This window comes from Humibacter sp. (assembly GCF_051954055.1).
Taxonomy (GTDB): domain Bacteria; phylum Actinomycetota; class Actinomycetes; order Actinomycetales; family Microbacteriaceae; genus Humibacter.
Window position 1 is genome coordinate 58,128 of sequence record NZ_JBQCIE010000122.1, and the last position, 13,073, is coordinate 71,200.

Below are 13,073 nucleotides of genomic sequence, written 5' to 3' on the forward strand. Positions count from 1 at the left end.
AACGCGACGCGGGGCCGGCAAGGCGCGGCGACGGTCAGCGGAAGATGATCGTGCGGGCGCCGTCGAGCAGGACGCGGTTCTCTGCGAACCACTTCACGGCCTGTGTCAACGTGCGGCTCTCCTCGTCCTGTCCGATGGCGACCAGCTGCGACGGCGACTGCGTGTGGTCGACCCGCACGACGTTCTGCTCGATGATCGGGCCCTCGTCGAGATCGCTCGTGACGAAGTGAGCGGTGGCGCCGATCAGCTTCACGCCGCGGGCGTGGGCCTGCTTGTACGGGTTCGCGCCCTTGAAGCCGGGCAGGAACGAGTGATGGATGTTGATGCAGCGGCCCGCCAGCGCATCGCACAGCTGCGGAGACAGGATCTGCATGTACCTGGCGAGCACGACGAGCTCGATGTCGTGCCGCTCCACCTCCTCGAGCACGCGCGCTTCGAAGGTGGCCTTGCTCGCGGCATCCGTCACGGTGAGCGAGTCGAACGGCACGCCGTAGAACCCGGCGAGGTCGCGCAGGGTTCCGTGATTGGAGAGCACCAGGGGGATGTCCACCGGCAGCTGCCCAGCGCGCTGCCGGAACAGCAGGTCGTTCAGGCAGTGCGCGGCCGTCGAGACGAGCACGAGGGTGCGCAGCGGCCTGCCGACCGTGTCGAGCGTGTACGTCATCTCGTAACGCTCGGTGACCGGAGTCAGGGCCGTCTCGAACTCGGCGCGGTCAGCGGGCGACTGGATCTGCAGCCGCATGAAGAACCGTCCGGTGTCTGCGCTGGAGAACTGCTGGCTCTCGGTGATGTTGCCGCGCGCCTGCACGACGGCACCACTGACCGCGTGCACGATGCCGGGCCGGTCGGCGCAGTTGAGCGTGAGCACCCAGTGCTGAAGCGCATCCATCCCAACAGGCTAGGGCACCCGCGAGAACACGCGGATCGAATCGATTAGAGTTGCTGTTCGAGGAGGAAGACGGCGATGTCGCAGACGCACACGCACGATCCCGGCACCGCACGTTTTCCATGGGCCGGGATGATCGCGCTCGCCGCGGCGGCGTTCCTCGCCGTCACGAGTGAGACGTTGCCGACCGGTCTGCTCCCCGAGCTGGCGTCCGGCCTGCACGTGTCGACCCCGCAGGCCGGCCTGCTCGTGTCGGTGTACGCGTTCACGGTCGTGGTCGCGGCGACGCCGGTGACCGCGCTGACCCGGCGCATCCCTCGGCGGGCGCTCGTCGTGAGCGTCATCATCGTGATCGGTCTCAGCTCACTGCTGCTCGCCATCGCGCCGAACTACGCCGTCGCGGTCGTCGCCCGCATCACCGGCGGCGTCGCGCACGGCGTCTTCTGGGCGGTGGCCGGCGCGTACGCCGGCCACATCGTGCCGTCGCACCAACTGGCCAGGGCGGTCTCGATCACGTCGGGCGGGGTCTCGCTCGCGCTCATCCTCGGGTCTCCGCTGGCGACCATCCTCGGGCACGCGGCCGGGTGGCGCGTCGCCTTCGCCGTGGTCGGATGCCTGCTCGTCGTCGGCTCACTCGTCGTCGGAACGATGCTGCCGCGCGCGAACGTGCCGGGTGTCGGGACGGCGACGGCCGGCATCCCGACGCTCACCAGAAGCGTTCCGGCGGTGACCGCTCCGGTCGCCGTCGTGCCGCGTTCGAAGCGAGGTCTGCGCGGGCGCGATGCGAGCATCGGCCCCGTCATCGTGATCTGCGTGCTGACGGGAACGATCGTGCTCGGCAGCATGACGCTGAACGCGTACGTCGCACCCTTCGTGTCGGATGCCATGGGCCTCGGAATCGGCGCCGTCGGCCCGCTGCTCTTCGTCGGCGGCATGATGGGCGCGGTCGCCACGGTCCTGGTCGGCGTGTGGCTGGGGCGGCATCCGGCGCGCGCGACCGCCGCCGCACTGGTGCTGACGACCGTCGGCGTCGCGATTCTCGCCGTGGTGCCCGGTGTCACGCCGGTGGCACTGGGCGGCTTTGCCCTCTGGGCACTGGCGTTCGGATGTCTGCCTCCCCTTCTGCAGACCCGGTTGCTGCAGGCGGCGTCCGCCCGGTTCCGTGACACGGCCAGCGCCCTGTACACGACCGCATTCAACGTCGGGATCGGCGGGGGCGCCGTCGTCGGCGGCGCGATCTACGCGGTGTGGGGCATCGACGCCGTCCCATGGGCCGCGCTCATCGTGCTCGTGCTGTCGGTGATCATGCTCGCGGTGGCCGGGCGGGTGCGGTCCGGATCAGGCGTCCCTGCCGCCGACCGTGACGCTGAGGTGCGTGCTGGGACCGAACCGGCCTGATCCGTCTGCGTACCGCACGGCGACGTCGTGCGTGCCGGACGAGCCGATCAATGACCGGACGAGATCGACGGTCTGCCCGGATGCGCCGAGCCGCTGAATACCGGTTGAGGTGCCGTCGATCAGGATCTCCACGGTCGCGTCGGGCGCTCCTGTCACGCGAACGATGACGATCGGCGACCCGTCGGGGAGCACGAGCGCGGCCTGCGGCGGGGTGAGGGCGAGGTCGACCACACGGGACGCCTCCTGCGACGGAACGTTGTCGACGGTCTGCCGCGCAGTGATGGTGACCGTGCTCTGAGAGCCCGCCTGAGCATCCGCGGGGGCCGCCGTCCCGGCGCGTGCCGTGCTGGAGGTGGAGACGAACAGCGCGGGGCTGACCGTGGCCGCCCCGGAGGAGGAAACCGCGGGCGCCGCGGGGCCGGACGATGGGGCGACCTGGGCGCTCCAGGCGCCTGACGAGTCGGCCGTGACGCTCGTTGCTGCACCGCCGGCGGAGGCCGTCACGGTCGCACCGGGAGTCGCGGTTCCCGAGACGAGCGGGTAGTACAGGTTGCCGCCCGTGTCCACGCTGCCGATCGTCGGCGCGGCGGGCGGCTGCGGCTGGGCCGGTGCGGTCGGTCCCGTCGGCCCTGTGGGGCTGGTCGGGCTGGTCGGCGATGCCGGCGCGCTTGGCGCCGTGGACGATCCGCCCGTCGTGGAGTCCGACGGAGCGGAGGCCGGCGGGGGCGACTGACTGGGAGCGGGAACATCGGACGGCGCCGGCGCGGGCGGGGGCGCCGGGGGCGCAGACGCGCTCGTGGAGGGCCCGGTGGACGACGAGCCGGGCTGCGAGGAGCCGGACCCCTGCGCGACGATCGCGGGCGAGGCATCCGTTCCGCCACCGGGCGCCGTCGCGATGAGCACCCCGGCGACGGCGGCGCCGACGACCACGACGGATGCCGCCGTTCCCACGATCACGCCGGTCGCGCCACTGAAGAACCCGCCGATGCCGCCGGAGGACCCGGCGCCGCCCGCGGAGGCGGCACCCGCTCCCGCCGCTGCGGCGCCGGCTGCGGCGCCCACAACCACCCCGGTCTTCAGCGTGGCGGCGTACACCGTCGCCGCGCCGCTGCCGAGGATCAGCGGAAGCAGCACGAGCGCGAGCCGCGAGCCGGTCTCCTCAGCCTCGGCCGCCGCCATCGTGCACAGTTCGCACGTCTGCAGGTGCGCATCCACCCGAGCGTTGTCGCGTTTGCCGAGGCGTCCGCGCGAGTGCGCGGCGAGGTGTTCGACGGTCCAGGCGCACTCCGGCTCGAGGTCGGCCGAGGTCAGGTGCGCGCGGATCCACGCCTGCCGCAGGCCCTCCCGCGCCCGGTAGCAGAGCGCCGCAGCGGCCTGTGCGCTGAGGCCGACCAGGGGAGCGAGCTCGGCGGGCTGCATCCCCTCGACCTCGCTGTACCAGAGCGCCTCCTGCCAGCGCGGTGGCAGCGAACGGAACGCCTGCGCGGTCAGCGAGCGATCGAGGGTGACCAGCGAGTGGTCCTCCTGCACGGCGAGCGTGTCCAGCTCCTCCGGCTCCAGCGGAACGGCGTCTTTGCCCGCGCGACCCCACGACGCGGCGATGTTCCGCACGGTCGTGAAGAGATAGGGACGGAACGCGTTCGTCGGCCCGTTCCCCGACTTCAGGGCCTGCAGGATGCGCGCGTAGGCCTCGGAGACGAGGTCGTCCGGCTCGTAGCTGCTCGTGACGGAACGAGCGACGGATGCCGCAGCCGACGCGTGCCTGCGGAAGAGCGTCGCGTAGGCATCCGTGTCGCCCTTGCGGGTGAGGCGCACGAGCTCTGCATCGCCGGCGCGCTCGAGTCGGCGCGGGGAGTGGTGCGCTGACATTCGGGTCGCCTGTCGCCTTTCGCGCCTCATGGCGCAGCTACGTGAGTGCTGAGCTTCCCGACGGCGGTGCAGCGCCGACGTTCGGGTCTCTCGATTCTCCGTTGACCGACCTGTATACGCAATTCGCGGGGGCGCGGGAGCCCGTCGGAGCGCTCGCCCGCTACACCTCGAAGCGTTCCGCGAAGATTTTCGCGGAACCCGCGTCATGATTCGCGGCCGGCAGCGTCTTCTCATGGTGAAACGGACCACCGTCGCATCACATTCGGCTTTCGATGCGGCGGCCCTGGCTGAGACCCGAAACGGTCAGGATGCCGCGCGTGCCTGTGGGGGCTCAGAGCACGCGTGCGGGGTGGTGCCGGCGATGCGAATTCCGCCGGCGCCGCCCCATCGTCCGTCGCCGGGGCCCAGTGCGTCCGCCTACTCGTTCCCGGATGCCTCGTGATCGACGGGTGCCGCGCGGGTGCGCCCGTCGCTCAGCACGATCGCCAGCAGAACGACGTTGATGATCCAGCTCATCGCGACGAGCGGAACCACCGTGTGCAACGGGAACAGCACGAGCAGTACCAGCGCACCGACGATGTGCACGGGCATCCACGGTCCGCCCGTGGCGCGACAGAAGAACGCGTTGTCGAGCGCGTACAGCGCGGCGCCGCCGCAGAGCAGTCCGGCGACCCACGGGCTGCTCTCGCGCGCCGACTCGCTGAGGATGAGCGCGTCGGCGACGGCGGACGCGACGATGCCGAACACGAGCAGCACCGGGATGTAGGTGAACGCTGTCTGGGCGATCATGCCGCGGTCATTCGCCTTCGAGAGGTATTCGCTGCCGCCGCGCTGGTTGCGCCGGAAATAGAGGAGGAAGAGCAGCACGGTGCCGACGAACGCGGCGAGGAAGGCGTCCCCGCGTGCCCAGTCGATGCCGCCCTCCGCGAAGCTCACGCCGGTGTCGATGATCGATTCGCCGAGCGCGATGATGATGAAGGTGCTCACGCGTTCCGACATGTGCTCGCCAGAGACGTTCCAGGTGGAGTCGTCTGACGACCCGAGCGCCGGCACCCAGAAGTGGAGTCGTGGGCCGGCGTACTCGAGCACGAGGGCGGCGATCCACACCCAGAGGCGCGCGTCGGACGGCACGAGTGCGCCGACGATCCACAGGATGCCCACCCCGGCATGCCAGCAGGAGATGCGCACGAAGTTCATCGCGTGCGGTCTGCTCGTCGGGAAGAACGCCGCGATCGTGAACAGGCTGCGCACGAGCCCGAACGCGGTGAGCGCGAGCGCGAAGAGCAGCGCGCGGTCGCCGAAGGCATCCGGGATCGCGACGGCGATCAGCATGCCGAGCAGCATCATCACGAACAGCAGCGCCGTGACGGGCCATCGCTCCGGGTTGAGCCAGCTCATCGCCCAGGTCGTGTACACCCAGGCGAACCACACCACCATCGCGAGCATGATGGTGTGCAGCAGAGCGAGCGGATCCTGGCGGTCGATCAGGATGTGCGAGAGCTGGGTGACCGCGAACACGAACACGAGGTCGAAGAACAGCTCGACGTAGGTGACGCGGTGGGCGACATCGCCGGTCGCGGGGCGCAGCAGGCCAGGTGCACTCGCTCTCATCGGCACCACTCTGGCACGGCCGGGGCGAGAGGCTCATGAAGCGGGCGCAGCGGATGCCTGCTACGCGACGATCACGCGCATGCCGGCATCCTTGAAGTCGTTCAGCTGCTTCGTGGTGATGCCGTCGTCGGTGATGAAGGTGTCGAAGGCGCCGGGTTTGCCGACGGACGCGAACGCGCGGCGCCCGATCTTGCTCGAGTCGGCCACGAGCACCGCGCGCTCGGCCCGGTCGGCCATCAGCGCATTCACCGCTGCCTCGTGCTCGTCGTGAACTGTGGGACCCAGCACCGGGTCGACGCCGTTCACGCCGATGAACGCGAAGTCCAGCGCGATCTGCCCGAGCACCGAGTCGGTGTAGGGGCCGACGAGCTCGTACGACCTGGCCTGCACGACGCCGCCGGTCATGACCACCTTGATCTGCGGACGCATGACGAGCTGGGCGGCGATGTTGATCGCGTTCGTGACAACGGTCAGCGTGGGCCGCGAGGACGGCTCGGCGACATCGGGACGTGCCGCGAGAGCGCTGGCGACGGCCGTGCTCGTCGTTCCTCCGCACAGGCCGACCACGGCACCGCGCGGAACCAGCGAGCTCGCCGCCTGGGCGATCGCCTGCTTCTGCTCGGCGTGCTGCTCACGCTTGTACCGCAGCGGGAGGTCGTAGGCGACGGACTGCCCGGTCGCGCCGCCTCTGGTGCGGCTGAGCAGCTGCTGCGACGCGAGAGCGTCGAGGTCGCGTCGGGCGGTGGCGGGGGAGACGCCGAGGCGCTCCACGATGTCGTCCACCTCGATCTGGCCGGTCTCGGCGAGCAGGTCGAGCACGGCGCGGAGGCGTGCTGTGCGGTTCACAATGCTGCCCCTTCGGACGACGCGACCGCGCTTGCCGCGCCGGCGTTCGCGAAGAGGCGGAGCATCCGCTCGGCTTCCGCGCTCAGCGCAGCGCGCCCCGCCCTCACGTACTTGCGGGAGTCGACCACCGTCGGGTTCTCATCGAGGAATTCGCGCACGGCCCGGGTGAAGAAGCCGTTCAGGTGGGTGGAGACGTTGATCTTCGTCATCCCCGCCCGGATTGCGGCCACGATCACGTCGTCAGGCACTCCGGAGGAGCCGTGCAGCACGAGCGGCACATCGAGCGCTGTGTGCAGCCGGGCGATCAGGTCGAGGTCGAGGGATGCCTCGCGCGCCGTCATCGCGTGCGACGAGCCGACCGCCACAGCAAGCGCGTCCACACCGGTCTCGGCGACGAAGGAGCGCGCCTCGTCGGGGTCCGTGCGCACGCCAGGTGCGTGGGCGCCGTCTTTGCCGCCGATCTCGCCGAGCTCCGCCTCGACCATGACACCGTTCTCGTGCGCGTACGCCGCGATCGTGGCCGTGGCCTCGACGTTCGCCGCGTACTCCAGCCGGGAGGCGTCGAACATGACGGAGCCGAAACCGAGGTCGATAGCGTGGCGCGCGAGTTGCGCGTCCTCCGCGTGGTCGAGGTGCACGGCGACGGGAGCGGTGGACTGCCTGGCGAGTGCGAGACACGCCAGTGCGATCGGATCCAGCCCGTCCGAGGCCGGCGCATCCGCGGATGCTGTCGCGTCCGCGTGGTAGGCGACGCAGTTCTGCGAGATCTGCAGGATGACGCCGAGGCCCGACCGCTCGGCCGCGGCGACGAGGGCCTCCGCCGTCTCCAGGTGGATCACGTTGAACGCGCCGATCCCGGTTTCGTGGGCTGCGGCATCCGCGATCAGGTCCGCGGTCGGCGTCAGCGCCATGTCTCTCCTTCAATCGCTGTTTCACCGGTCGACCCGGCGGCCGCCAGCGCGTCCCGCGCGGCGAGTGCGGAGCCGAACAATCCGGCATCGGCGCCGATGCTCGCCTTGATGAGCTGCGGTCGGCGGTGGAACGTGAGGATGCCGTCGAGTCGTTCGCGTAGCGGCTGCAGCAGCTCATCGCCCGCCTCCGACAGCCCCCCGCCGATCACGATCGCCTGCGGCGCGAGCAGGGCGACCACGTGCGAGAAGCCGAGCGCGAGAGCGTCGAGTGCGCTCGCCCAGTCGGCTGCGGCGTTCGCGTCGCCCGCGCGCATGAGCTCCAGCACCTCCTTGGCGCCGGCGATCGGGCGCCCCGTTCGCAGGCTGTACCGTCGCGCGATGGCGGCGGCGGAGGCGACGGCCTCGAGGCATCCGCGACCCCCGCATGCGCAGATCGGACCCTCCGCGACGCGGTCGTGGCCGATCTCCCCGGCCAGACCGCCTCCGGTGTACAGCCGACCGTCGACGAAGACGGCGGCCGCGATGCCGGTGCCGATCGTGACGACCACCACGTCGTCGAACCCGCGCGCCGCGCCCATGCGGTGCTCCGCCTCGCCGGCCCCGCGCACGTCGTGCCCGAAGCCGACCGGAACGCCGAGGGCGGCCTCCGCGCGATCTCGGAACGGGAACTCGCGCCAGCCCAGATTCTCTGCGAAGACGCCGATCCCGCGCACGTCGTCCACGTGACCGGGCACGAGCAGCCCGGCCGCGGCGGGCCGCACGTCGGGGTGCGCGCTCGCGAGTTCGGCCGCCAGCCTGGCGACCTCGTCGACGACCCGGTCGCCGGTGCGCTGTCCGTCCAGCGGGGTCGGCACCCGCCTGCTCTCGAGCATCCGGCCCTGCTCGTCGAGCAGTGCCGCCTTCATGTCGGTGCCGCCCACGTCGAATGCGAGCACCGCGGCGCCCGGGCCTGCCGACGTGGGAGTGGTCATCGTGGATCCAGGATGACGGATCGCGTCAGGTTGCGCGGCTGGTCGGGGTCGAGCCCCTTGCGCCGTGCCCGCTCGAGCGCGACACGATGCAGACGCACGAGGTCGGCCATCGCGTCGATGTCGCGGTGCTCGAACCGCGCGCCGGTCGCTGCGGTGTCGGCATCGATGCCCTCGGGGAGCTCGCCGAACGCCCAGGTCACGCGACCGGGAGCCGCGATCGCGATCGGGCCGTGGCGGTACTCCTTGGCGAGGTACGACTCCGTCCACGACTGCGACGACTCGCGCAGCTTCAGGGCGGCCTCGTGGGCGATGCCCACGCTGAAGCCACTGCCGAGGAACGTGTACTGGTCGGCGTCGACGAGCTCGTCATCGAGCGGCTCGTCGAGCACGGCCCGCGCCTGAGCGATCACCGGTGCGAGATCTTCGCCGAGGGATGCCCGCAGCAGCGCGAGCGCACTCGTCGCGAAGCGCGTCTGCACGACCGAGTGCTCGTCCGCGAACGGCAGAGCGACCACGTCGTCCGCCAGGTCGATGATCGGCGTGTTCGGGTCGCCGATGACGGCGATGGTGCGAGCGCGGCTTCCCTGCGATCGCAATTGCTCGAGCAGCTCGAGCACCTCGGTCGTCGTGCCGGAACGCGTGATCGCCACGATCGCGTCGTAGTCCCGGTCGACGAGGGCCTCGGATGCCGCGAACGCGTCGGTCTCGCCGTGTCCGGTCCGCTCGCGCAGGCTCGCGTACGACTGCGCCATGAACCACGACGTGCCGCAGCCCACCACGGCGATGCGCTGGCCGTCGGCGGGAAGCAGCGCGCGCTCCGGAGCCAGCGCGACGGCGCGCTCCCAGACGTCCGGTTGCGACGTCAGCTCTGCTTCGAGGTCAGCGCCTGGCACACGTGTGTTGTCATCGGTCATGCATTCAATGATCGTTCATGATCACAAGTCATGTCAAAGACGCATTTTCAATCGCTTCTCACGCCACGACGACGTGGATGCCCGCATCCTCGAACGCGGTCTTGTGGCGGTCGCTGATGCCGTCGTCGGTGATGAGGATCTCGAACGCCTCGAGCGATGCCACCGTGGCGAACGCGCGCCTTCCGATCTTGCTCGAGTCGGCGACCAGAACGGCACGCTCGGCGCGCCTGGCCATGAGTGCGTTGATCGCCGCCTCCCGCTCGTCGTGCACCGTGGCACCGAACGTGGGGTCGACGCCGTTGACGCCGATGAAGGCGAAGTCCAGGGTGATCTGCCCGAGCACCTCGTCGCTATAGGGACCGACCAGCTCGTACGAGCGAGGTTGAACCACTCCACCGGTGACGACCGTTCGGATCTGGGGCCTCATCACGAGCTCGGCGGCGATGTTCACGGCGTTGGTGACGACCGTCAGCCCGTGCTTCGCCGCAGGCTGGGCGACGTCGGCTCGCGCCGCCAACGCTCCCGCCACCGCGGTGCTCGTTGTGCCGCCGGTGAGTCCGACGACGGCTCCGACCGGCACCAGTGCGCTCGCCGCCTTCGCGATCGCCTGCTTCTGCTTCGCGTTCTGCTCCCGCTTGTAGCGCAGCGGCAGGTCGTACGCCACCGACTGCGCCGTCGCGCCGCCACGAGTGCGGGTGAGCAGCTGCTCGGCGGCAAGCGCATCGAGATCTCTTCTCGCGGTCGCCGCCGAGACGCCGAGCCGGTCGACGATGTCATCGATCTCGACGCTGCCGCTCTCGGCGAGCAGATCGAGAACCGCCCGCAGACGCTCGGTGCGCTTCACAAGCATCCCCATCCCCGGGCCCGCCCGGAATCCGGCGACTTCCACGCATCCGCCTGGCCGGTTCGCCCCGTTGTCATCGTACGGGCGCGCCTGCGCAACCGCGGGCCTCTACACGGTTCCGATTGGTCGCCGCGCTGGCGTCAAATTGAGCGATCCTGAAACAAAAGGGCAACAAAAGCGCAACTTCCGTCTTGCAGCGTCATCCTTATTGTGCTCAAATGACCCAGCACGATGCACGGCGAAGTGAATGGAGCGATGGATGTCGGTTGGTGACGGAATGAGGATCGGCGTCGTCGGTGCCGGCGCGCGCTGCAAGTTGGCCCTGAACGCCATCGATCCCGCCGTCACGGCCGCCTCGGTCGCGGCCAGGATCGTCGCCGTCGCAGACACCACGCCGCAGGGCCGCACGCGCGCGGCCCAGATCTTCGGCGACGACGTCGCGGTCGTTCCCGACGTGAGCTCGCTCATCGATCAGGGCGTCGATGCCGCGTTCGTCACCACCCCGGACTTCACGCACGCGGAGCTCGCGGTGCAGCTCCTGCGCGCCGGCGTCGCCGTCTACCTCGAGAAGCCGCTGGCGATCACGATCGAGGGCGCCGATGAGGTGCTTCGGGCGGCGTACGAGTCCGGTTCGAAACTCTACGTCGGCCACAACATGCGGCACATGCCCGTCGTGCGTCTCATGCGCAGGCTCATCCAGGACGGCGCGATCGGCCAGGTCAAGGCGGTCTGGTGCAGGCACTTCGTGGGCAACGGCGGCGACTACTACTTCAAGGACTGGCACGCCGAACGAGCCAAGACGACCGGCCTTCTGCTGCAGAAGGGCGCGCACGACATCGACGTCATCCACTGGCTCGCCGACGGCTACAGCGTCGACGTCACCGGCATGGGCGACCTCGCGATCTACGGCGACGTCACCGACCGCGCCGACAACTCCGGCCGCGTCATGGGGGACTGGTTCTCCTACGACAACTGGCCGCCTGCCTCGCAGACCGAGCTCAACCCGGTGATCGACGTCGAAGACATCTCCATGGTCTCGATGCGACTCGACAACGGCGTGCTCGCCAGCTACGAGCAGTGTCACTTCACGCCCGACTACTGGCGCAACTACACCGTGATCGGAACCGAGGGGCGCCTGGAGAACTACGGCGATTCCGCCGGGGGAACGGTGCGCGTCTGGAACAAGCGCACGTCGTACAACGAGTCGGGCGACGCGTCGTATCCGATTCCCGAGGGCGAGGGCGGACACAACGGAGCGGATGCGCTCACCGTCGCCGAGTTCCTCCGCTTCGTCGCGCACGGCGCGGCGACCGACACCTCACCCGTCGCCGCCCGCAACGCAGTGGCCGCGGGCGTGGCGGCGACCGAGTCGCTGCGCGACGGGTCGACGCCGCGCAGGGTGCCCGCACTGGCGCCCGAGCTTCTCGACTACTTCGCACACCACCAAAAGCGTCGAGGCGTCGCCTGACGCCCCTTCCTCCAACACCAAAGAAAGAGAAACGATCATGGACCGTCGTTCCTTCCTCTCCTTGGCGGCACTCGGGGGCGTCAGCCTCGGGCTGGGCGCCACGCTCGCGGGCTGCAGCTCGCAGTCGTCAGGAACAGGATCCCAGTCCGGTGCGTACAAGGCGCCGTCGAAAGACCTCAAGGCGACCATCAGCTACGCCATCTGGGACGTCAACCAGCAGCCTGCGATGGAGAAGATCATCGCCGGCTTCAACAAGCTCTATCCGAACATCAAGGTCAACATCCAGCTGACCCCGTCGACGGGCGGCGCGTACTGGACCAAGATGAAGACTCTCGCGCAGGGCAAGAACCTGCCGGACGTGCTCTGGATGAACGGCCCGAACATCCAACTGTTCGCGCTGAACAACCAGCTGCTGCCGATCGACGACCTGGTCTCAGCCGGGGCGGTGAAGACGAGCAACTACCCCAAGGCGCTCGTCGACCTATACACCGCGGGCGGCAAGTTCTGGGGCGTGCCGAAGGACTTCGACACCATCGGGCTGTACTACAACAAGGATCTGCTCGCCAAGGCCGGAGTGCCGGAGCCGACGTCATCGTGGACGTGGGATGACCTCAAGACCAACGGCAAGAAGGTCTCCGATCACTTCAACAAGAGCGTCTTCGGCTTCGCGGGCGACCTGACCGGAGGTCAGACCTCCTGGTACAACACCATGCTCCAGGCGGGCGGCTACATCATCTCGCCCGACCACAAGAAGTCCGGCTACGACCTTCCCGGCTCCATCAAGGGCCTGCAGTTCTGGGCCGACATCATCGAGGCCGGCATCTCGCCGTCGATGCAGCAGCTGACCACCACGCTCGCCAACGACTGGTTCACCTCAGGCAAGCTCGCCATGGTCATGGACGGCGACTGGGAGACCACCCCTTACCACCAGGCATTCGGAGACAACCTGGGCGTCGTGCAGCTGGCCAAGGGACCGAACAGCAATCAGTGCGTCATCCACGGTCTCGGCAACGTCATCTCGGCGACGACCAAGCAGCCCGATGCCGCGCGCGCATTCGTCGCATACCTCGGCAGCAAGGATGCCGCCCTGGTGCAGGCCGAAGCTGGCGTCGTCATCCCCGCGTTCAACGGGAGCCAGACGGTGTGGGCGAAGTCCATTCCGGGGCTCGACCTGCAGCTCTTCCTCGACGAGGCGAAGACCGCGTCACCGTACCCGATCTCGAAGAACACCTCGGCGTGGAACCAGTTCGAGAGCGACATCCTGCCCGCAGCGTTCGCGGGGCAGACGCCGGTGGCGACGGCGGCGAAGCAGCTGGCCGACAAGATGAACGCGGCCCTCGCGAAGGAATGACGCG

At 69.4% G+C, this 13,073-nt stretch carries 11 protein-coding genes; 3 read left to right on the forward strand and 8 right to left on the reverse strand.

What is annotated here, in order from left to right; all coding sequences use genetic code 11:
* Positions 1–34: 34 nt before the first annotated feature.
* Complete coding sequence (purU, locus tag ACTHNC_RS16225; protein WP_440295660.1) at positions 35–889, reverse strand: formyltetrahydrofolate deformylase; 855 nt, start codon at positions 887–889, stop codon at positions 35–37.
* Positions 890–964: 75 nt separating this feature from the next.
* On the opposite strand from purU, the gene ACTHNC_RS16230 reads away from it, so the two are divergent.
* Complete coding sequence (locus tag ACTHNC_RS16230; RefSeq protein WP_440295661.1) at positions 965–2,284, forward strand: MFS transporter; 1,320 nt, start codon at positions 965–967, stop codon at positions 2,282–2,284.
* On the opposite strand, the gene ACTHNC_RS16235 is transcribed toward ACTHNC_RS16230, so the two are convergent.
* The 7 genes from ACTHNC_RS16235 to ACTHNC_RS16265 all read right to left on the reverse strand — a co-directional run bounded on the left by ACTHNC_RS16235 (position 2,225) and on the right by ACTHNC_RS16265 (position 10,250).
* Positions 2,225–4,153, reverse strand: coding sequence for a sigma-70 family RNA polymerase sigma factor (locus ACTHNC_RS16235; protein ID WP_440295662.1), 1,929 nt, complete (start codon positions 4,151–4,153; stop codon positions 2,225–2,227). The two genes, ACTHNC_RS16230 and ACTHNC_RS16235, sit on opposite strands and share 60 nt — an antisense overlap.
* Before the next feature lie 417 nt (positions 4,154–4,570).
* Positions 4,571–5,764: a low temperature requirement protein A gene (locus ACTHNC_RS16240; protein WP_440295663.1), complete on the reverse strand. Its 1,194-nt coding sequence runs from the start codon at positions 5,762–5,764 to the stop codon at positions 4,571–4,573.
* A gap of 60 nt (positions 5,765–5,824) precedes the next feature.
* Complete coding sequence (locus tag ACTHNC_RS16245; RefSeq protein ID WP_440295664.1) at positions 5,825–6,610, reverse strand: DeoR/GlpR family DNA-binding transcription regulator; 786 nt, start codon at positions 6,608–6,610, stop codon at positions 5,825–5,827.
* Positions 6,607–7,521 carry a class II fructose-bisphosphate aldolase gene (locus tag ACTHNC_RS16250; RefSeq protein ID WP_440295665.1) on the reverse strand — a complete coding sequence of 305 codons (915 nt, stop codon included), beginning with the start codon at positions 7,519–7,521 and terminating at the stop codon, positions 6,607–6,609. The genes ACTHNC_RS16245 and ACTHNC_RS16250 overlap by 4 nt, the downstream gene beginning before the upstream one ends.
* A complete protein-coding gene (locus ACTHNC_RS16255; protein WP_440295666.1) occupies positions 7,512–8,492 on the reverse strand; it encodes an ROK family protein in 981 nt (326 codons plus the stop codon). Before ACTHNC_RS16255 ends, ACTHNC_RS16250 begins: the two co-directional genes overlap by 10 nt.
* A complete protein-coding gene (locus tag ACTHNC_RS16260; RefSeq protein WP_440295667.1) occupies positions 8,489–9,406 on the reverse strand; it encodes an SIS domain-containing protein in 918 nt (305 codons plus the stop codon). The genes ACTHNC_RS16255 and ACTHNC_RS16260 overlap by 4 nt, the downstream gene beginning before the upstream one ends.
* 58 nt (positions 9,407–9,464) lie before the next feature.
* On the reverse strand, positions 9,465–10,250 hold the full coding sequence (locus tag ACTHNC_RS16265; RefSeq protein ID WP_440295716.1) for a DeoR/GlpR family DNA-binding transcription regulator: 786 nt from the start codon (positions 10,248–10,250) through the stop codon (positions 9,465–9,467).
* Between the two features lie 259 nt (positions 10,251–10,509).
* Between ACTHNC_RS16265 and ACTHNC_RS16270 the strand changes: the two genes are divergently transcribed.
* Together ACTHNC_RS16270 and ACTHNC_RS16275 are read left to right on the forward strand one after the other, a co-directional pair.
* Positions 10,510–11,718 (forward strand): Gfo/Idh/MocA family protein, encoded by a 1,209-nt coding sequence (locus tag ACTHNC_RS16270; RefSeq protein ID WP_440295668.1) that lies wholly within the window; start codon positions 10,510–10,512, stop codon positions 11,716–11,718.
* Between the two features lie 37 nt (positions 11,719–11,755).
* Positions 11,756–13,069: an ABC transporter substrate-binding protein gene (locus tag ACTHNC_RS16275; protein WP_440295669.1), complete on the forward strand. Its 1,314-nt coding sequence runs from the start codon at positions 11,756–11,758 to the stop codon at positions 13,067–13,069.
* The last annotated feature ends 4 nt before the right edge of the window (positions 13,070–13,073 follow it).